This is a genomic window from Parasynechococcus sp., from assembly GCF_045559935.1.
Lineage (GTDB): Bacteria > Cyanobacteriota > Cyanobacteriia > PCC-6307 > Cyanobiaceae > Parasynechococcus.
Genome location: NZ_JBJLJL010000008.1, coordinates 283,000 through 301,313, shown reverse-complemented (window position 1 = coordinate 301,313; position 18,314 = coordinate 283,000). Strand labels below are relative to the sequence as shown.

General features: G+C 64.4%; 19 protein-coding genes. 12 read left to right on the top strand and 7 right to left on the bottom strand.

The window, feature by feature from the left end:
• The first annotated feature begins 1 nt into the window (after nt 1).
• Together ACJ0G7_RS06160 and ACJ0G7_RS06155 are read left to right on the top strand one after the other, a co-directional pair.
• Nucleotides 2-754: an NADH dehydrogenase subunit K gene (locus ACJ0G7_RS06160; protein WP_407395434.1), complete on the top strand. Its 753-nt coding sequence runs from the start codon at nt 2-4 to the stop codon at nt 752-754.
• Entirely contained in the window at nt 751-1,311 is a 561-nt protein-coding gene (locus ACJ0G7_RS06155; protein ID WP_407395433.1) for an NAD(P)H-quinone oxidoreductase subunit J, read from the top strand. Before ACJ0G7_RS06160 ends, ACJ0G7_RS06155 begins: the two co-directional genes overlap by 4 nt.
• On the opposite strand, the gene yvcK is transcribed toward ACJ0G7_RS06155, so the two are convergent.
• Complete coding sequence (yvcK, locus tag ACJ0G7_RS06150) at nt 1,305-2,705, bottom strand: gluconeogenesis factor YvcK family protein (RefSeq protein WP_156957172.1); 1,401 nt, start codon at nt 2,703-2,705, stop codon at nt 1,305-1,307. The two genes, ACJ0G7_RS06155 and yvcK, sit on opposite strands and share 7 nt — an antisense overlap.
• A gap of 119 nt (nt 2,706-2,824) precedes the next feature.
• Between yvcK and ACJ0G7_RS06145 the strand changes: the two genes are divergently transcribed.
• The gene (locus ACJ0G7_RS06145) at nt 2,825-3,583 is read left to right on the top strand and encodes an ABC transporter ATP-binding protein (protein WP_253912743.1); all 759 of its coding nucleotides are present in this window, start codon (nt 2,825-2,827) and stop codon (nt 3,581-3,583) included.
• A gap of 5 nt (nt 3,584-3,588) precedes the next feature.
• Nucleotides 3,589-4,512, top strand: coding sequence for an MlaD family protein (locus ACJ0G7_RS06140; protein ID WP_407395432.1), 924 nt, complete (start codon nt 3,589-3,591; stop codon nt 4,510-4,512).
• 1 nt (nt 4,513) lies between these two features.
• On the opposite strand, the gene bchD is transcribed toward ACJ0G7_RS06140, so the two are convergent.
• A complete protein-coding gene (gene bchD / locus ACJ0G7_RS06135) occupies nt 4,514-6,604 on the bottom strand; it encodes a magnesium chelatase ATPase subunit D (RefSeq protein WP_407395431.1) in 2,091 nt (696 codons plus the stop codon).
• A 38-nt stretch (nt 6,605-6,642) separates the two neighbouring features.
• Here bchD and folK point away from each other — a divergent pair, with 38 nt between their 5' ends.
• Genes folK through ACJ0G7_RS06120 form a run of 3 tightly spaced genes read left to right on the top strand, consistent with a single transcriptional unit; the run spans nt 6,643 to nt 9,143 of the window.
• Nucleotides 6,643-7,131 carry a 2-amino-4-hydroxy-6-hydroxymethyldihydropteridine diphosphokinase gene (folK, locus tag ACJ0G7_RS06130; protein ID WP_407395430.1) on the top strand — a complete coding sequence of 163 codons (489 nt, stop codon included), beginning with the start codon at nt 6,643-6,645 and terminating at the stop codon, nt 7,129-7,131.
• An 18-nt stretch (nt 7,132-7,149) separates the two neighbouring features.
• Nucleotides 7,150-7,713, top strand: a complete 564-nt coding sequence (locus ACJ0G7_RS06125; RefSeq protein ID WP_043694467.1) for an NUDIX hydrolase — start codon at nt 7,150-7,152, stop codon at nt 7,711-7,713.
• Nucleotides 7,710-9,143: an FAD-binding domain-containing protein gene (locus ACJ0G7_RS06120; protein ID WP_407395429.1), complete on the top strand. Its 1,434-nt coding sequence runs from the start codon at nt 7,710-7,712 to the stop codon at nt 9,141-9,143. The genes ACJ0G7_RS06125 and ACJ0G7_RS06120 overlap by 4 nt, the downstream gene beginning before the upstream one ends.
• On the opposite strand, the gene ACJ0G7_RS06115 is transcribed toward ACJ0G7_RS06120, so the two are convergent.
• A complete protein-coding gene (locus ACJ0G7_RS06115) occupies nt 9,122-10,339 on the bottom strand; it encodes a DegT/DnrJ/EryC1/StrS family aminotransferase (protein ID WP_407395859.1) in 1,218 nt (405 codons plus the stop codon). The genes ACJ0G7_RS06120 and ACJ0G7_RS06115 overlap by 22 nt on opposite strands.
• Nucleotides 10,340-10,373: 34 nt before the next feature.
• Nucleotides 10,374-11,012, bottom strand: coding sequence for a thioredoxin family protein (locus tag ACJ0G7_RS06110; RefSeq protein ID WP_043694473.1), 639 nt, complete (start codon nt 11,010-11,012; stop codon nt 10,374-10,376).
• 12 nt (nt 11,013-11,024) lie between these two features.
• Between ACJ0G7_RS06110 and ACJ0G7_RS06105 the strand changes: the two genes are divergently transcribed.
• Complete coding sequence (locus ACJ0G7_RS06105) at nt 11,025-11,555, top strand: hypothetical protein (RefSeq protein WP_407395428.1); 531 nt, start codon at nt 11,025-11,027, stop codon at nt 11,553-11,555.
• A 22-nt stretch (nt 11,556-11,577) separates the two neighbouring features.
• Here ACJ0G7_RS06105 and ACJ0G7_RS06100 read toward each other — a convergent pair whose 3' ends face one another.
• Nucleotides 11,578-12,006: a DNA polymerase gene (locus ACJ0G7_RS06100; protein WP_043694477.1), complete on the bottom strand. Its 429-nt coding sequence runs from the start codon at nt 12,004-12,006 to the stop codon at nt 11,578-11,580.
• A 15-nt stretch (nt 12,007-12,021) separates the two neighbouring features.
• The gene (locus ACJ0G7_RS06095; protein ID WP_407395427.1) at nt 12,022-12,924 is read right to left on the bottom strand and encodes an FAD-binding domain-containing protein; all 903 of its coding nucleotides are present in this window, start codon (nt 12,922-12,924) and stop codon (nt 12,022-12,024) included.
• Between the two features lie 83 nt (nt 12,925-13,007).
• On the opposite strand from ACJ0G7_RS06095, the gene fabI reads away from it, so the two are divergent.
• From fabI to ACJ0G7_RS06075, 4 genes are all read left to right on the top strand, one after another.
• On the top strand, nt 13,008-13,790 hold the full coding sequence (fabI, locus tag ACJ0G7_RS06090; RefSeq protein ID WP_407395426.1) for an enoyl-ACP reductase FabI: 783 nt from the start codon (nt 13,008-13,010) through the stop codon (nt 13,788-13,790).
• A gap of 29 nt (nt 13,791-13,819) precedes the next feature.
• Entirely contained in the window at nt 13,820-14,428 is a 609-nt protein-coding gene (gene hisB / locus ACJ0G7_RS06085) for an imidazoleglycerol-phosphate dehydratase HisB (RefSeq protein WP_043694484.1), read from the top strand.
• A 61-nt stretch (nt 14,429-14,489) separates the two neighbouring features.
• Complete coding sequence (locus tag ACJ0G7_RS06080; RefSeq protein ID WP_407395425.1) at nt 14,490-15,959, top strand: carotenoid oxygenase family protein; 1,470 nt, start codon at nt 14,490-14,492, stop codon at nt 15,957-15,959.
• Between the two features lie 162 nt (nt 15,960-16,121).
• On the top strand, nt 16,122-16,754 hold the full coding sequence (locus ACJ0G7_RS06075) for an SIMPL domain-containing protein (RefSeq protein ID WP_407395424.1): 633 nt from the start codon (nt 16,122-16,124) through the stop codon (nt 16,752-16,754).
• A gap of 7 nt (nt 16,755-16,761) precedes the next feature.
• Here the strand turns inward: ACJ0G7_RS06075 and ACJ0G7_RS06070 are convergent, their stop codons facing one another.
• Nucleotides 16,762-18,309 carry a BCCT family transporter gene (locus ACJ0G7_RS06070; RefSeq protein WP_407395423.1) on the bottom strand — a complete coding sequence of 516 codons (1,548 nt, stop codon included), beginning with the start codon at nt 18,307-18,309 and terminating at the stop codon, nt 16,762-16,764.
• Nucleotides 18,310-18,314: the final 5 nt, after the last annotated feature.

The following is an 18,314-nucleotide window of genomic DNA, read 5'->3' as shown; positions in this document are numbered from 1 at the left end:
GATGTCTGAAACCACTCCGTCCATCCAAAGCCCCTCGATCACCGCTGTCCGCGATCTCAGGGAAGCCAGTTGCGGGCCGATCGGAGCTCCCGCCGTCACCAACGATCTCAGCGAGAACGTCATTCTCACCAGCCTGGATGATCTCCATAACTGGGCACGGCTCAGCAGCCTCTGGCCCCTCCTGTATGGAACTGCCTGCTGCTTCATCGAGTTCGCTGCTCTGATCGGCTCCCGTTTCGATTTCGATCGCTTCGGCCTGGTGCCTCGCAGCTCACCGCGCCAGGCTGATCTCCTGATCGTGGCCGGCACCGTGACCATGAAGATGGCCCCGGCTCTGGTCCGCTTGTACGAACAGATGCCGGAGCCCAAGTACGTGATCGCCATGGGGGCCTGCACGATCACTGGCGGCATGTTCAGTGCTGACTCCACCACCGCTGTTCGGGGTGTCGACAAGCTGATCCCAGTCGACCTGTACCTCCCGGGTTGCCCCCCGCGTCCGGAGGCGATTTTTGACGCCGTGATCAAGCTGCGCAAGAAGGTCGGTGATGAGTCCCTGGCCGAACGTCGCAAGCATCAGCAGACGCATCGCTATTTCACGGTTTCTCACCGGATGAAGCGGGTTGAAGCCCAGGTCACAGGTTCCTACCTGCGTGCTGATTCCCAGCGTGCCGCTCTCGCGGCTGCCCCTGAAGGCCAACTGCTGGCCACGGATGCTGCTGTTCTCACCCCCGTTGCCGACGCTGTCGACTCATGAGTGAAACCCCCACGACTCCGCCGAAAGACGACTCGTCATCTCTGGCTGCAGCACAACCCGGACCTGTCAGCACCTGGTTGACCCAGCAGGGTTTCGAGCATGACCATCTCGATCCGGATCATTCCGGTATCGAGCAGATCGGTGTGGATGCGGCAGTCCTCCCAATCATCGCGGCGGCTCTGAAGAGCCACGGATTCGATTATCTCCAGTGCCACGGCGGCTACGACGAAGGTCCTGGACAACACCTTGTCTGCTTCTATCACCTGTTGGCCATGCGGGAACAGGTGCAGGCCATGGCCGCCGGAGAGGAATCCACGCTTCGGGAAGTGCGCCTGAAAGTGTTCCTCACGCGTGAAGGAACCCCGACTCTGCCCTCGATCTATGGGCTCTTCCGAGGAGCTGATTGGCAGGAACGGGAAACCTTCGACATGTTCGGCATCCAGTTCGAGGGGCATCCGCATCCCAAACGTTTGCTGATGCCTGAGGACTGGAAAGGCTGGCCCCTGCGCAAGGACTACATCCAGCCCGATTTCTACGAGATGCAGGACGCCTACTGATCACGGTCCCGTGGGGTCTGATCCTTGCGGTGGCTGCGGTAGAAACGCATCACCGCGAGCGCGAGATTGCGGGGGTCGTGCCGGAGTGTCGCGGTCGGTCGTGCCCCCTGGAGTGGGGCCAGGGTGACGTCATAGCCCTCCGTCCGCAGTCGCTCCGCATCGCAACGGACCGGTTCCGCACCGCGGGCTCGGTAATGCTCGACCAGTGGGGAGGATTCCACGTTGTCTTGAGCCAACACAGCGGTGAACAGTCGGTCGTCGATGCCGAGGCTTGCCAGCTGGGCTTCAATCGCCCGGAGATGACCACCCACATCCAGACCGTCGGTCTCTCCGGGCTGGGTCATCAGATTGCAGATGTAGAGCCTTGGCGAGCGGGATGACTGGATGGCCGACATCAGCTCCGGAACCAGCAGATTGGGAAGCAGCGAGGTGTAGAGGCTGCCGGGGCCCAGAAGGATCAGATCGGCGTTGGCGATCGCTTCGAGAGCGCGGGGAAGAGCCGGCGGGCGTTCCGGCAGACAACCGAGCCGAACGATCGGGCTTGGTGCCTTGCCGATGTTGCTTTCCCCCTCGATCCGCTCTCCGTTCTCCAACTCCGCCCAGAGCCTCACATCGGCACTGGTGGCAGGCACCACCTGGCCCTGAACAGCCAGGACGCGACTGGAGGCCGTGATGGCCGTCTCCAGGTTGCCGGTGATGGCGGTGAGAGCCGAGAGGAACAGGTTGCCGAAGCTGTGGCCCTCGAGGCCGCTGCCAGCTGCGAAGCGGTATTGGAACAGTCTTGTCAGCAGTGGCTCCTCGGTGGAGAGTGCCGCCAGACAGTTGCGGATGTCTCCGGGGGGCAGCACCCCGAGTTCCCGACGGAGCACGCCGCTGCTGCCGCCGTCATCAGCAACGGTGACGATGGCGGTGATGTGACTGCTGTAGCGCTTGAGGCCGCTCAGCAGGGTGGAGAGACCGGTGCCCCCTCCGATGGCGACGATGTTCGGGCCGCGGTTCAGCCGGCTCTTGGCTCGCAGGGCATCCACCAGAACCGTGTCCTTGTCAGGCGCCAGGGCCTGCTGGATGGAGCCGAAGCTGCGGCTCTGGCCCCACAGCACCAACCCGATCCCGACGATCACCACCAGCGGGCCCGTGATCTCCCGCGGAAGCACCGTGGTGATGGTGCTCAACATCCAGCTCAGGGTCTCAATGATCCAGTAGATCGGCTTGAGATCAGCCCAGACGGCTGCTCCGAGCAGAGCCATCATCAGGCCGAGTCCGGAGGTGAGCAGCCAGCGCTTCACCACCAGTCCCGGCTGGAGCCAGCGGACCGCCCGCTGCGATCGGGTCACCAGATCCTTGCGTCGCTGGGCCCGTATCGCCCTGGCCCGTCGTTTGCTGTGCGTAGTCACTTGCGCTTAGGGGCGATCGAGCACGGCATTCCCTGAACTGTACGGAGACTCGGCGGTCGGGCAAAGATGGCAGCACATGTGCGTTCATGCCTGTGGTTGGGGCCCAACCCGTCGTTGAGATGCGCGACCTCACCATGCAGTGGGGGCAGCGGCCAGTGCTGGATCGGGTGAATCTGCAGATGCAGCCTGGAGAGCGCCTGGCGGTGGTGGGTCCTTCCGGCGCCGGTAAGTCGACCGTGCTGCGCCTGTTGGCCGGTCTTCAGCTGCCCACGCAGGGTGAACTGTGTCTCTTCGGAAAGCAGCAGACCTATCTGCGGCTGGATCAGACCCGACCTCCGGATGTGCGACTGGTGTTTCAGAACCCTGCCCTGCTGGCTTCGCTCACCGTGGAGCAGAACGTCGGTTTTCTGTTGCGGGAGCGGGGACGCATGACTGCCCGGGAGATCCGCCAGCGGGTGGAATCCTGCCTCGAGGCGGTGGGCCTCTACGACGTGGCCCATCTCTACCCATCCGAGCTGAGCGGTGGCATGCAGAAGCGGGTCAGTTTCGCGCGGGCTCTCGTCGATGATCCGGAACGCGGAGACCAGGCCATGCCGTTGCTGCTCTATGACGAGCCCACCGCTGGACTGGATCCGGTGGCTTGCACCCGCATCGAGGATCTGATCGTGAAGACCACAACGGTGGCCAGAGGCTGTTCGGTGGTGGTCAGCCACGTGCGCAGCACGATCGAACGATCGGCGGAACGGGTTGTGATGTTGTACGGCGGCAGTTTTCGCTGGCAGGGCTCCGTGGAGGAGTTCCGCAGCACCGACAACCCCTACGTGGAGCAGTTCAGGACAGGTAGTCTTCGCGGACCCATGCAGCCCATGGAGTCCTGACCGCCATGCGACGCAGCATCCGCGATGCCATCGTCGGCTTCACCGTGCTTGGGGGCATCGTCGGGTTCGGTGCGACAGCTCTGTGGATGCGGGGGGTACGGCTCGGGGCCAGCACCTGGATGGTGACAGCGCGTTTCGCTGATGCCGGTGGCCTGGCGGAGCGTTCACCGGTCACCTACAGGGGCATTCTGGTGGGTTCCGTGAAGACGATCCGTGTGACTCCAGAAGCGGTCGTTGCGGATCTGGAGATCAACCAAGGGGATCTGAAACTGGCTCAGCCGGTCACCGCCACGGTCGCTTCCGGCTCTCTGCTGGGGGGAGATGCTCTCATTGCCCTGGTCAGCAAGGGCAAGCCACTGCCGGAAGAGGCACCGCGGGCCAGTGCGGCTGACTGTGTTGGCAGCAGGCAGCTCTGCAATGGAGCGACGATCCAGGGGCAGGAAGCCCCCAGCCTCAGCACCGTGACCGAGACCATTCAGGCTCTGCTGTCTGAGGCCCAGAAAGCCAATCTCATCCCTGCTCTGGCGCAGTCCACCCAGCAGTTCGAAACCACGTCGAAGGATGCCTCACTGTTCCTGAACAACGCCGATCAGGCGGTTGCGGAGATCGAGCTGCTGGTGAAGCAGCTGCGGGCCGAGGCCGCCAAGGTCGAGCCGATGATCGAGAACCTGAATGCGGCCACCGGCAATGCCGTCAAGGCTTCGGCTCACGTGAACAACATCGTGGCTGCTCTGGACAATCCCAAGACCCTGAACGAGTTGCGGCAGACGGCGGCCAATGCTGCTGACCTCACTGCCAAGATCGATGCCGTCGGAGGGGATGTGGAGAAACTCACCTCAGATGAGGAGTTCATGAAAGGCCTGCGCAGCGTGACCATCGGACTCGGTGAGCTGTTCGCTGAGCTTTATCCGGCAGAGACCTCCAGGTAGCTCAGATCCCATTGATCGCATCCAGTGCAACGGCAGCGATCGCCTGATCACTGGCTTTGGGCAGCTGCACGTATCGCCCCCCGGCGGCTTCGGCCAGGTCCTTGCCCATGCCGCTGCCGATGAACTTGCGCTCGGTGTCGATCACCAGCAGCTTGATGCCGAGCATCCGGTAACGGCTCGCCACGTCCAGCACCTCCTGCTTGAGGTCAGGTTTTTCTTCACCGTCCAGAACGGGCTGTCCGAGGGAGGTGCTCAGGGGTACGTTGCCGCGACCATCGGTGATGGCGACCACCACCACCTGGCCGAGATCACCTGTTGCCAGGGCATTGGCGCCCACACGGGCGGCCTGGGTGAGGCCATGGGCCAGGGGTGAACCGCCGCCGCAGGGCATCGATTCCAGCCGGCGGCGGGCGGCGGTGATCGACCGTGTGGGGGGCAGCAGCACCTCAGCCTGGTCACCACGGAAGGGAATCAGGGCCACCTCGTCGCGGTTCTCATAGGCCTCGGTGAGCAGGCGGATCACGGCGCCCTTGGCGCTCTGCATCCGGTTCAGGGCCATCGAGCCGCTGGCATCCACCAGGAACACCACCAGCGCACCGGCCTTGCGCTGCAGCAACTTGGCACGCAGATCGCCCTCTTCCACGATCACGGTGCGGCCCGGTTCCCGTTCCCGCCGGATTTTCTGGTACGGCGCGGCAGCCCGCAGGGTGGCGTCCACGGCGATCCGGCGCACGGGACCGCGGGGCAGCATCGGTTTCACGTACCGGCCGCGGCTGTCGCTGAGCACCACCGAGCGGCTGCCGCTGTTGCCGCTCTTGGCCTTGGCGGCATTGAACAGCAGCAGGTCTGGGTCCACGTCGATCGCTTCGGGATCGAGCATGAACTCTTCGGGTACGGCCGGCGGGGTCTGATCCTCCTCGCCGTCCCCCTCGTTGTCGTCGGTGCTGTCGTCCTCGCTGGTGTCCTCCGGCGGATCGTTCTCCTCCTCGCCGGATCCCTCCGGTGGCGGCGGTGGGCTGTCCTGTTCGTTCTGCTGATCCCCCTGGTCCTGGGGTGGCGGAGGGGGCTCCATCTGCTGATCCGGGGGTGGCATCTGGGAGGCCCGCGGTGCAATCACCAGAGCCACGGCCACCTGCAGATCGTCGGCCTCCACCCTGTCCCGGCCGGAGAGTGCGGCGTGGGCCCTCGCCACCCGCACGGCATAGAGCTCGGAGCGATGACCTTCCACGCCGCCGCGGATCGCTTCGGTGACCAGGTACTCGATCTGCTCGCGGCTGATCTGCACATCCGGCAGCCACTGGCGGGCCAGCAGCAACTGCGTGGCCAGGGCGTCGGTCTCCTCACGCCAGGTCTCTGCGAATGAGCGGCTGCACTGGCCATGGCTGATCACCGCATTGGTGATCTCCACCCGCTGTTCGGTGCTCACCAGCTGGTTGGCGGAGAGGGCAATGGCGAAGCGATCCAGCAGGTGATCGCGGACGTTGCCCTCCTCCGGGTTGTAGGTGGCGATCAGCAGGGGCCGGCAGGGGTGGCTGAGGCTCAGACCCTCCCGTTCCACCCGGTTCTCGCCGCTGCCCACGGCCGCCAGCATCAGGTTGACGATGCCGTCGTCGAGCAGATTCAGTTCATCGACGTAGAGCACGCCGCGGTGGGCATCCGCCAGCAGGCCCGGCTGGAACATGGCGCTGCCGCTGGCCAGTGACGCGGTCACATCCACCGCCCCCACCAGCCGGTCCTCGGTGATGCCGAGGGGGATCTGCACGAAGGGTGCCGGGATCACCCGGGAGGGCGCGTCTCCGCTGATCGTCTCGCGGGTGGCCGCATCCCATTCCTCCGGATTGAGGGGATCCAGGTTCCGGCCGACGCCGTTGTCGACGTCGAGGATGTCGATGGGGGGCAGCAGGGCGTGGAGGCCTCTGGCGAGCACGGATTTGCCGGTGCCGCGCCCACCGGCGATCACCACGCCGCCCAGGCCTGGATCAACGGCCGCCAGCAGCAGGGCGAGCTTGAGGGTGCCGTGGCCTGTGATCGCAGCCAGGGGAAAGGCTCGGGTCGCCCGGTCGTCGGTCACCGCAACACCGCTTGCCACCATGGATGCGTTCAGCCCGCATGTGCGCGCCAGTCTCGCTGATGCCCTCAACGGACGATGCCCCGCTGGCCGTGGCCCTGGGAGCCAACCAGCCGAGTGCGGTCGGTTGGCCCCGCGACACCCTCAGGGCTGTGCGGCCTCTGCTTGAGGCAGAACTGACGGCCTGGGCCGAGCAGCCCGCGCGCTGCCGCTGGTCGGCGTTGCTGGAGACCGCCCCGGTGGGGCCGGTGGAGCAGCCGCACTATCTCAATGCGGTGCTGCTGGTGGACGGCATGGCGATTGAGCCGACTGAAACGGCAGCTCTGCTGCTGCTGGATCGCCTGCACCAGCTGGAGCGGCAGTTCGGCCGCGATCGTGGGCAGGAGCAGCGCTGGGGCCCCCGCACCCTGGATCTGGATCTGCTGTTCTGGGGGGAACTGCGCCTGGAGCATCCTCGGTTGGTGCTGCCCCATCCGCGGCTGCATCTGCGGGCTTTTGTGATGGAGCCGCTGCTGCAGGCGATGGATGCCGCTCACCCGCCATGCTGGTGAGCCAATCGGCCTGATCCCATGGCGCCGCTGCCGGCCCCGGAGCCCTTCGAGCTGCTGGACACCGTTGAAGCGGTGGATGCCCGCAAGATCCGCTTCGAGCGCAACCGGATCAGATTGCCGATGGGGGTGGAAGCCACCTTCGGGATGATCCGCCACCCGGGCGCGTCTCTGGCGGTGCCGATCACGCCGGATGGGCATGTGGTGCTGCTGCGTCAGTACCGCTTCGCTGTGCAGGCGCGCTTGCTGGAATTCCCTGCGGGAACTCTGGAAGAAGGGGAGGATCCGCTGGAATCGATGCAGCGGGAGCTGGGGGAGGAGGCGGGCTACAGCGCTGCCCGCTGGGATGCGCTGGGTCCGATGCTGCCCTGCCCCGGTTACTCCGATGAGGTGATCCACTGCTTCCTTGCCCGGGAACTCACCCCTCTGGAGAATCCCCCAGCCGGGGATGACGATGAAGATCTGGAGGTGGTGCTGATGACGCCGATGGATCTGGATGCCCGGCTGGGATCCGGCGATGAATGGCTGGATGGCAAGAGCGTCACCGCCTGGTATCGAGCCAAACAATTGCTGGGCCTGGGATGACAACGCCTCGCGTTCTGTTCTGGCATCGCCGTGATCTGCGCCTGGCGGACAACCTCGGCCTTGCGGCGGCGGCGGAGATCAGCCCTGCGCTGACCGGTGTGTATGTGCTCGATCCGAATGTGATCGATCCGCCTGAGCAACTGCCTCCGATGGCGCCTGCTCGGCTGTGGTTCCTGATCGAGAGCCTGATCGAACTGCAGCAGCGCTGGCGGGAGGCCGGCAGCCGGTTGCTGATCCTCGAGGGGGATCCGGTGGCGGTGCTGCCGCAGCTGGCGGAACAGATCGGGGCGGAGTCGGTGGTGTGGAACCGCGATGTGGAGCCCTATGCCCGGGAACGGGACCGGCAGGTGGCCAAGCGCTTGCAGGCGGATGGCCGCACGGTGGCGGTGGATTGGGACCAGCTGCTGATCGCCCCCGAGCTGCTGAAGACCGGTGCAGGAGACCCCTACCGCGTTTATGGCCCGTTTCTGCGCAACTGGCGCGGCCAGGTGCAGGCCAAGCCGCCGATCTGTGTTGAAGCTCCCTCCGATCTCCTCGATCTGGAGCAGGGGGTGGTTCCTGATACCGCCCCCTTGGATGTCCTGTTGGGCAGCCACGGGTTTCAGGGCAGTGAGATCTGCCCCTGCCGCCCCGGCGAATCAGCGGCTCTGCAGCAGCTCAGGTCGTTCTGTGATGGGGCCCTGTTCGGCTACGAGCCCGACCGCAACTTCCCTGGCGTTGTGGGCACGTCGTATCTGAGTGCGGCGTTGAGTGTGGGCACCCTCAGCCCGCGTCAGGCCTGGTGTGCCGCCCTGGAGGCCCGTGAGCAGGCCCGCAGCGATGAACAGCGGCATGCCATCGGGGTGTGGGAGCAGGAGCTGGGGTGGCGAGAGTTCTATCAGCAGGCGCTGTTCCATTTCCCCGAGCTGGCGGATGGTCCCTACCGCGAGCAGTGGCGGCGCTTCCCATGGGAGAACAACACCGATTGGTTTGAGCGCTGGAAGGAGGGTCAAACCGGGATGCCGATCATTGACGCGGCGATGCGCCAGCTCAACCAGAGCGGCTGGATGCACAACCGCTGCCGCATGATCGTGGCGTCATTCCTGGTGAAGGATCTGATCTGTGACTGGCGCTGGGGCGAACGCGCCTTCATGGAGTTGGAGGTGGACGGCGATCTGGCTGCCAACAACGGCGGCTGGCAATGGAGCGCCAGCAGTGGCATGGATCCCAAACCGCTGCGCATCTTCAATCCGGCCACTCAGGCCAGCAAGTTCGATGCCGATGGCGACTACATCCGTCGTTGGTTGCCGGAGCTGCGTCACGTCAGCAGCAGGGATCTGATCAGCGGCGAGATCGGCGCGCTGGAACGGCGCGGTTATCCCGAGCCGCTTGTGGAGCACAAGCGTCAGCAGGCGCAATTCAAGGCGCTTTACGCCACCATCCGCGGCTGATTCACGTCGCAGGTGGGGTTGATCAGTTGCTCGAGAACAGACACAACCTGCTGCTGCTCCAGTTCATTGAGTTCCGGGAAGATCGGCAGGCTGAGCACCTGGGAGCAGGTTCTCTCGGTCGCGGGCATCGATCCGGGCTCGAGACCCAGATGGCTGTAGGCGGGCTGGCGGTGAATCGGGATGGGGTAGTACACGATCGTGTTGATGCCTTCGTCCTGCAGCCGCTCCTTCAGCCAGTCACGGCAGCAGCTCTCCGGCAGTCCGTGACTGCTGCTGATCGCTGAGGGGCTGCACTGGGCCTGACAGGTCGGCTGACCGGTGGGGCAACTGCTGACACGCACAACGAACTGGTTCCAGCTGTGGCCCTCTTCGTCTGTCGGAAGCGTGATACCGGGCAGATCAGACAGCAGCTCCCGGTAGCGCGCGGCGATCTCCCGACGGCGGTCGATCCACTCGCTGAGCTTGGGCAGCTTGACGTTGAGCACAGCAGCCTGGATGGCGTCCAGCCGGCTGTTGTATCCCAGGGCCGTATGCAGGTAGCGGCGGGGCATCCCATGCACGGCCAGTTCCCGCATGGTCTGGGCGAGGGTGTCGTCATCGGTGGTGACGGCGCCTCCATCGCCTGCGCCGCCGAGATTCTTGGTGGGGAAAAAGCTGAAGCAGCCCACATCGCCGAAGCTGCCCACCGCCTGGTCCTGCCAGGTCGCTCCGGTGGCCTGGGCGCAATCTTCGATCACCCGCAGGCCATGGCGGGAAGCGATGTCCATCAAACGGGTCATGTCCACCGGCCGACCGAACAGATGCACCGGCATCAGCGCGCGTGTGGATCCGGTGATGGCGGCCTCGATCTGATTCAGATCGATCAGGAAGGTCTCCGGGTCCACATCCACGAAGATCGGTGTCGCACCGACCGCACTGATCGCTTCGGCCGTGGCGAAGAAGCTGAAGGCGCAGGTGATCACCTCGTCGCCAGGACCGATCCCGATGGCCCGCAAGGCCAGGATCAAAGCATCGGTTCCGCTGTTGCAGCCGATGGCGTGGCGCGTGCCGACGTTGTCGGCAAAAGCATGCTCAAACGTGCTGACCTGTGGCCCGCCGATGTACTGACCGCTGCGCAGCACACCGAGAACAGCCTTCTCGAGGTCCGTGCCGAGATCGGTGATCTGCTGGCTGAGGCTGAAGGGAGGCACGTGCATGGCGCTCACCTTAGGCCGCCCCTCAGGCCCTGGATCAGCCGAACCAGTCCGGCTCCAGGCCGGGATGCCATTTCACATTGCAGCCTACCGATGGAATCTGATCGGGGTTCACCGGTTCGCCTGCGAGCACTGCGTTGAGAGCAGCCCGCAGGTCGCTTCCATCGAGAGGCTGGTCGTTGCCGGGACGGCTCCCGTCGAGCTGGCCTCTGTACTGCAGCGTCTGGGGGCTGCTCTCATGGCTGCCAGCGAACAGATAGAACTCCGGTGTGCAGGCGGCTCGCAGGGAGCGGGCCAGAGTCTGGTCCTGATCCATCAGGTAAGGAAAGCTCCAGCCGTGACGTTCCGCCTGCTCCATGAGCTGGTCGGCTCCGTCCTGCGGGTGAGTGATCAAGCTGTTGCTGCTCACAGCCAGAAGCTGGATCCGATCCCGGTAATCCCGGTCCAGCCGGGTCAACTCCGGTTCGATGTGCTTGACGAAGGGGCAGTGGGCACAGATCACCATCATCAGCACCGGCTTCTGATCCAGGGCTGAACGATTGAGGGACGCCCCGCTGGTCGTGGGCAGCTGGAAGTCCGGCAGATCCGTGCCCAGGGGCAGCATCGTCGAGGGGGTCAGGGCCATGGCTCCGCTGCAGGAACAGGTGCTCTCCATCAGGATGGCGTCCACTGGCATTCAGGTGGGGTCATGCCGGGACGAAGCTGGTGTCAGACGGCATGGAGCCTGGGACTGTGCCTGTCTCTGCTGGCCTGCGGATCCAAGGATCAGCAGGAGGGATGGACCATCTATCCGCTGCAGCGCAACGAGCCTCACGACGGTCTGGCTGTCGTGAATCAGCCGGATGGTTTCGGCCTGCACATCTTTCTGGAGACCGACACCCGGGATGCCTCCATCTGCAGGCCCAGATGGCTTCCGGATCCGGCCCGGCTGTTCAACGGTCGTGGTTCAGCACCCTTCAGCTCCGGATTGGCGACCCGCCAGGAATTCTTCGAGGCCATGACGCGGGATGCCGTCGTTTCATCCCTGCAGCAGGAGCTGGAAGCCCTCTGCAAGCAGCGCGCTCCCGATGCCCGTTGGCAGTGGCTGGATCCCCCACGCTCTGAGGTGGAAGTGACCCCGGTTCAGTTGCCGGCACTGGAGGAGGAGGATCTGCTCACCGACCCCTACGAGGAGCTTCAGAGACAGAAGGCACTGCTGGGGGATGTCGTCCCCAACTGAAACGGCGGGACACCCGTGGGCTTCAGTAGGCCGCCCAGACGACGGGTTCCGCTTCGCGCCAGTAGCGGCTGAAGCGTCCGAGTCGTGGTGGCCGGGGCAGCTCCACAAAGGGATCGGGAGCCAGTTCCGCGATGGGGAGCTCGGCTTCAATCGCCTGGAGGATCCGCTGCAACCGTGGATCCACGGCGGAGCTGGTCACCACGCCGTCCGCCTCGTGTCGCCTTGCGAAGGCCAGCACCTCAGAGGCCACATCGCCCTTGCGCAGGGTGACGGGTAGCTCCAGGGCCGCCTCGTACAGAAAACCCAGTCGCTTGCGGCTGACCCGATTGGCTTCGATCCAATGGGTGTCGAAGACGAACAGAGCCGGTGCGTCCGGCCACGCCCGCAGGGCGGGATTGGCAGGGCCCAGGGCCTCCTCGTGAATCCAGAGAATCGGTCGTTGCATCGTCATGACGTTGTTCGGGACCTAGCGCTTGGGGCGGGCCAGGGCGGCACTGGCACCGCTGCGACCCCGACCATCACGCCGGGTGGGGCCATTGCCGCCGTCCCGAATGGCTGGCATCGGGGCAAAAAGCTGGCTCTCGAGCTGGTCGTAACTGCCCTCGAATGGGCAGTTGCCGGCGCTGGGGCATGCATCGCAGTAGCGGCCATCGCTGTAGCGCTCGAGGTTTCCGCGGTTGAAGAAGTAGGGCTTGTGGCTGAAGCTGCTGGCGACCCATTGCCAACTGAGGTGGTTGCTGGCGGGATCGCCATCCAGCAGGTGCTCGAGGAACCAGTCGGCACCGGCCTTCCAATGCACCCGACGCCAGTGCACCAGCCAGGCGGCCATCCACATCCGCGCGTGGTTGTGCAGCCATCCTGTGGTCACGAGCTCCTCGCGGAAGCCATCCATGCAGGCCAGTCCGGTGCGGCCTTCGCGCACGTCTTCGGGAAGCTCCCGGGAGTAGCTGGCGGCGTCATGGCCTGTCTTGAACGCTTCCAGGTCGTCATGGATGCCGTCGCCCAGATCGAGCCACATCCGCTGCCAGAAGTCGCGCCAGCCCAGCTCGTTGATCAGCTTGCCGCCGTCGTCCCGTTTCCGGATGCGCTGGAAGACCGCCTGCTTCACCTCCGCCAGCGTCAGCACGCCATGGCGGATGTATGGGGAGAGGCCGGTGACGGCGCCGTTCAGATGGTTGCGGCTTTTGGCGTAGCGGGACGGCTGCACCCGCGCCAATCTGGCTTCTGCGGCCTGACGGCCACCAGGAATCGGGCTGAGCGGTCCCTCTGCGCTGGGGAATTCCTCGATCAGCAGCGCCTCAAGCGCGTCTCGTGAGGCGAACTGACGGGGCAGATCGCCAGGGCTGGGAGGTGACGGGGTGCTGGGCACCGGCCTTGTGAAGCGAGCGAGCCGAGATCCTGGCGGGGGATGGGGGAGAATCGCGCGATCTGAACCCGTTCCGGTCCGTCCCGATGCTGCTTGATCTCACCGGCAAGAAGATCCTCGTCACCGGCATCGCCAACAACCGCTCCATCGCCTGGGGCATCGCTCAGCAACTCAAGGCTGCCGGCGCTGAGCTGGGCATCACCTACCTGCCGGATGAGAAGGGCCGCTTTGAAGCCAAGGTGCGAGAGCTCACAGCGCCGCTGGAGCCCAGCCTGTTTCTGCCACTCAATGTGCAGGACGCCGAGCAGATGGCCGGTGTCTTCGCGCAGATCAAGGACAAATGGGGCGTGCTGGATGGTCTGGTGCACTGTCTTGCCTTCGCCGGCAAGGAGGAACTGATCGGCGATTACAGCGCCACCACCGCCGAAGGCTTTGCCCGCTCGCTCGACATCAGTGCCTACTCACTGGCGCCACTCTGTGCCCACGCCAAGCCGCTGTTCAGCGAGAAAGCCGGGGTGATCACGCTCTCCTACCTGGGGGCTGAGCGCGCCATCCCCAACTACAACGTGATGGGTGTGGCGAAGGCTGCCCTCGAGGCATCAGTGCGATACCTGGCAGCGGAGCTGGGTCCGGAGAAGCAGGTGCGCGTGAACGCCATCAGTGCCGGCCCGATCCGCACGCTGGCCAGCTCCGCCATCGGCGGCATCCTCGAGATGATTCACAACGTGGAGGAGAAGGCGCCCCTGCGCCGCACGGTCACCCAGATGGAGGTGGGCGGCACCGCTGCTTTCCTGCTCAGTGATCTGGCCAGTGGCATCTCGGGTCAGACCATCTACGTCGATGCGGGCTATTGCGTCACCGGTATGTGAGGCAGCATGAGGGCAGCTGAGCAGCGGTGATGGCACGGCAGGGAGAGATCCATCGGGTCACCGGCGAGACCGATGTGAAGGTGCGGCTGGATCTGGATGGCACCGGTCAGTGCCAGGCCAGCACCGGAGTTCCTTTTCTCGACCACATGCTCCATCAGATCAGCAGCCACGGACTGATCAATCTGGAGATCAAGGCGGTGGGGGACACCCACATCGATGATCACCACACCAATGAGGATGTGGGCATCGCTGTGGGCCAGGCCCTGGCTCAGGCCCTGGGTGACCGTCGCGGCATTCACCGCTTTGGTCACTTCGTGGCGCCCTTGGATGAAGCCCTGGTGCAGGTGGTTCTCGACTGCTCAGGCCGCCCTCACCTGAGCTACAGCCTCAGCATCCCCACCCAGAAAATCGGCACGTATGACACCGAGCTGGTGAAGGAATTCTTCGTCGCCGTGGTGAACAACAGTGGCCTCACCCTGCACATCCGCCAGTTGGACGGCGTGAATTCCCACCACATCGTGGAAGCCTGTTTCAAGGCCTTCGCCCGGGCGTTGCGCATGGCCACGGAAATCGACCCACGTCGGGCCGGTGCCATTCCCAGCAGCAAGGGCGTGCTGGAGCAGGCGGGAGCCAACTGATCACCGAAGCCGCGCTTCACAGTCCGTTACGAGAGGATGGGGTGGTATCGATCGCCTGCCCGTGACCGTCGCTCCTGCCCGCCCCTACAACCGCAGCGACTGGGCCAGTGCCTTCGTCAATGTGGAACAGGAGCTCACCGATGTGGCGCTGTCGCCCGTTCGTGGAGCGGTGCCGGTGGAACTCCGCGGGACGTTTTACCGCAACGGTCCCGGTCGCCTCGAGCGTGACGGACATCGCGTTCATCACCCCTTCGATGGCGACGGCATGATCGCCGCCATGCGTTTCGACAACGGACGCGTGCAGCTGACCAACCGCTTCGTGCGCACGGAGGGCTGGCTGGCGGAGGAGAAGGCGGACAAGGTGCTGTATCGCGGTGTGTTCGGCAGCCAGAAGCCCGGCGGGCGGCTGGCCAACGCCTTCGACCTGCGGTTGAAGAACATCGCCAACACCAATGTGGTGCGCCTGGGTGATCAGCTGCTGGCCCTCTGGGAGGCCGCTGAACCCCATGCCCTTGATCCTGAGAGCCTGGAGACCCGCGGACTCTCGCGTCTGGATGGTGTGCTCAAGAAGGGTGAAGCCTTCAGTGCCCATCCTCGGTTTGATCCAGGTCACCACGGCCGCCCCTGCATGGTCACCTTCGGGGTCAAAACCGGGCCCCGCAGCACCATCCGGCTGATGGAGTTCGCCACCGAAGGTCCGGACGCCGGTGCGCTGCTTCACGACCGCTCCGACAGCTTTCCAGGCTTCGCTTTTCTGCATGATTTCGCCATCACCGCCAACTGGGCGGTGTTCCTGCAGAACGCCATCGCTTTCAACCCCCTGCCCTTCGTCACCGGTGAGAAAGGAGCAGCCCAGTGTTTGCAGTCCAAGCCGGGCGGCAAGGGGCGCTTCTGGCTGATCCCGCGGGATTCCGGTCGTTTCGCCGGCCAGAAGCCCCGCATCCTCGAGGCCCCCGATGGATTTGTCTTCCACCACCTCAACGCCTTTGAGGACGGCGATCACGTGGTCGTGGAGAGCATCGTGTACGACGACTTCCCCACGATCGGTCCTGATGAGGATTTCGCTGAGGTGGATTTCGACACGGTGCCTGAAGGGATCCTGCACCGCTGCCGCCTTGATTTGAGCCGTGAAACCGTGCAGACCGAGCGGATCTCAGAGCGCACCTGCGAGTTCGCCATGGTGAATCCAGACCGTCAGGGGCTGAGTGCCCAGTACGCCTGGATGGCGGTGGCGGAGCGGGAAACCGGCAACGATCCGCTTCAGGCGATTCAGAAGCTTGATCTGAAGTCCGGCACCACCCACACGTGGAGTGCTGCACCCCGCGGATTTGTGAGTGAGCCGCTGATGGTGCGCCGCCCCGGTGCTGAGGCGGAGGATGACGGCTGGGTGCTGGACCTGGTCTGGAACGGAGCCCGCCAGGCATCGGATCTGGTGATCCTTGATGCGCGCGATCTGTCTGAGGTGGCGTTGCTGGAGCTGCCTCTGCCTGTCCCCCACGGTCTGCACGGCAGCTGGGCTCCGACCCACTGACAGCTCAGTCGGATCTGCACACAACCAGGCCCCTTCTGCACATCCACTGGACACATTCAGTGTGTGCAGCGGATCTATATCGAAGGAAGCAGCAGCTCGATCAAGTTGCGCAGTTCAGTTCGTCGAACGATCAATCTCGTGCTTGCTGCACTGGGTACAGCCATGGCAGCAACAGCTGTTGTCCCCAGAACAGCTGCCGTGCAGGCTCAGGAGCCTCCTTGCGCCGGCACGGTGCTGCAGCTGTCGATCAACGAGACCGGCCCACTCTCCATCGATCGTTTCCGTTTCCATCTCCTGCTCAATGGTGAGGGAGATCGCGAGCAGGCGGCCATGGATCAGCTCAATCAGAGACTCTCAACGCTTCGCTTGCAGCTCAATCCCCTGGTATCAGGGACGCTCACGGTTTCTTCGCCCACCACATCCCGTCAGAGCAGCCGTGTGCGCGTGTCCGGTGAGATGAAAAGGGGGAACTACAACACACTGATTCAGTCGGTCGGACGGTTGCCCGGAGTTCGCCTTGTGGGGATGCAGTCGATCCCTGATCAGGACGATTCGGAGACGTTGAAGCAGAGCTTGATGCAGGCTGGTCTGCGGCGTGGCAAACAGGAAGCTGAGAGAACGGCCAAAGCCATCGGTGCAGCCAGGGTGAAGCTGATCCGCATCAACAGAACCAGCATCGGCGGCATTCCGCGGCCGATGCTGAAATCAGTTTCAGAGGATGCGCCATTCAGGCCGGATGAAGCTCCGGATCCACAGATCGCGGTGCGCATGCAGCTGGATTACTGCCTGTTTTGATCCCTAATCACAGAGATTGGGTGTTGATTCTCGACAGCTCCTTCCAGGCCAGGCGGGGGGCGCTCCACAGGGTTCCGAGCACGAGCGGTGTGACCGGGACGGCGGCAATCACGATGAATGCCTGGAGGGCATCGATGGAATCGGCACCCGATCCGATCCGCAGCAGCACCAGCGTCAGGCTGCCGATGATCAGAGCCCAAAACAGGCGCAGTGCGGCTGGGGGCTCCTGGCGACCGCTCACCACCATCGCGGCGGCGTAGCTCATCGAATCGGCACTGGTGCACATGAACAGCACCACCAGCACCAGGCCCACCAGGATGAACACTCCCGAGATGGGAAGTTGCTGGAGGATCGCCAGCAGCGCTCCTGCGTGTCCCTCAGCGGCAAGGGGACCGCTGATGGCCCCCGCTGTATCCAGCTCGAGGGCCATGCCGGTGCCGCCGAGAAGTGTGAACCAGATGTTGGTCACCAACGGACAGAGGATCGCCACGGCCAGCACCAGCTCCCGGATGGTCCGTCCGCGGCTGACTCCTGCAGTGAACAGGCCCATCAGGGGTGCATATCCAAGAAACCAGCCCCAATAGAAAACGGTCCAGCCATTGACCCAGCCCTCGTTGGCAGAGGTCCGGTTCAGAGCCATCTGGGGAAGATGCGTCAGGTAGGTGGAAAATCCGCTCACGAAGTGCTGGATCAGAAACCAGCCAGGGCCGAGCAGCAGCAGTCCGCTCGCCATGGCCAGCGTCAGCCATACGTTCAGTTCAGAGAGCCACTTGATGCCCTTCTGGATGCCACTCACCGTTGAAGTGGCGAACACCGCCGTCAGCAGCACAACAACCAGGGATTGCATGCCGGCCGTGTCACTGAGCCACGGCAGTTTTCCCGCCGCATTGCTGAGCTGAAGCGACAGGAACCCCAGCGGTCCGACGGTGCCTGCGATGGCAGCAACCACGGAGAGTCCGTCGGCAAGTGCGCCGATCGGCCCCTCCACCATGGCTTTGGGAAGCAACGGCACCAGCAGGGTTCGCGGCCGGAGTGGCTCACCACGTCGCTCCAGGATCGAGAAGGTGATCGTCACGGTGGTGGCGACAAGAGCCCAGGCCAGAAAACCCCAGTGGAGAAAGCTGACCGCAAGAGCCGGGTCCACCGCAGCCGCACTGCTGCCTTCGATGCCTTGGAAATGGGGCGCCGGGGACTGGAAATGGGTGAGCGGTTCGGCAGCGGACCAGAACACTCCTCCCCCTGCCAGCAGGGTGCAGATCAGCACCGCACACCAGTCAAAGAATTTCAGGCTGGGCTTTGCCTCGGGCCCTCCGAGCCTGAGGCTGCCGAGGGGGCTGATGGCCATGCCCATGGCGATCAGGAACAGAACCACAACCATCCAGAGCCAGACACCTCCCAGCAGGGAACTCACGAAGGCCTTGCCTTCGCTGGTGAAGGTTTCAGCCAGGGTGAGATCGACAGCAGCCACCAGCAGAAAGATCAGCAGCGGTCCGGCCCCGACCCAGAGAGGGCTTTCCCGGATCCAGTGGCGTGGGGTCTTGGCGGAATCAGACATGGAAA

What these genes read in the sequence shown, in the direction of transcription:
- ACJ0G7_RS06160 (WP_407395434.1), top strand. Translation starts at nt 2, where the DNA reads ATGTCTGAAACCACTCCGTCCATCCAAAGCCCCTCGATCACCGCTGTC.
- ACJ0G7_RS06155 (WP_407395433.1), top strand. Translation starts at nt 751, where the DNA reads ATGAGTGAAACCCCCACGACTCCGCCGAAAGACGACTCGTCATCTCTG.
- ACJ0G7_RS06145 (WP_253912743.1), top strand. Translation starts at nt 2,825, where the DNA reads ATGCGCGACCTCACCATGCAGTGGGGGCAGCGGCCAGTGCTGGATCGG.
- ACJ0G7_RS06140 (WP_407395432.1), top strand. Translation starts at nt 3,589, where the DNA reads ATGCGACGCAGCATCCGCGATGCCATCGTCGGCTTCACCGTGCTTGGG.
- bchD (WP_407395431.1), bottom strand. Translation starts at nt 6,604, where the DNA reads ATGGTGGCAAGCGGTGTTGCGGTGACCGACGACCGGGCGACCCGAGCC.
- folK (WP_407395430.1), top strand. Translation starts at nt 6,643, where the DNA reads ATGCCCTCAACGGACGATGCCCCGCTGGCCGTGGCCCTGGGAGCCAAC.
- ACJ0G7_RS06125 (WP_043694467.1), top strand. Translation starts at nt 7,150, where the DNA reads ATGGCGCCGCTGCCGGCCCCGGAGCCCTTCGAGCTGCTGGACACCGTT.
- ACJ0G7_RS06120 (WP_407395429.1), top strand. Translation starts at nt 7,710, where the DNA reads ATGACAACGCCTCGCGTTCTGTTCTGGCATCGCCGTGATCTGCGCCTG.
- ACJ0G7_RS06115 (WP_407395859.1), bottom strand. Translation starts at nt 10,339, where the DNA reads ATGCACGTGCCTCCCTTCAGCCTCAGCCAGCAGATCACCGATCTCGGC.
- ACJ0G7_RS06110 (WP_043694473.1), bottom strand. Translation starts at nt 11,012, where the DNA reads ATGCCAGTGGACGCCATCCTGATGGAGAGCACCTGTTCCTGCAGCGGA.
- ACJ0G7_RS06105 (WP_407395428.1), top strand. Translation starts at nt 11,025, where the DNA reads ATGCCGGGACGAAGCTGGTGTCAGACGGCATGGAGCCTGGGACTGTGC.
- ACJ0G7_RS06100 (WP_043694477.1), bottom strand. Translation starts at nt 12,006, where the DNA reads ATGACGATGCAACGACCGATTCTCTGGATTCACGAGGAGGCCCTGGGC.
- fabI (WP_407395426.1), top strand. Translation starts at nt 13,008, where the DNA reads ATGCTGCTTGATCTCACCGGCAAGAAGATCCTCGTCACCGGCATCGCC.
- hisB (WP_043694484.1), top strand. Translation starts at nt 13,820, where the DNA reads ATGGCACGGCAGGGAGAGATCCATCGGGTCACCGGCGAGACCGATGTG.
- ACJ0G7_RS06075 (WP_407395424.1), top strand. Translation starts at nt 16,122, where the DNA reads ATGGCAGCAACAGCTGTTGTCCCCAGAACAGCTGCCGTGCAGGCTCAG.
- ACJ0G7_RS06070 (WP_407395423.1), bottom strand. Translation starts at nt 18,309, where the DNA reads ATGTCTGATTCCGCCAAGACCCCACGCCACTGGATCCGGGAAAGCCCT.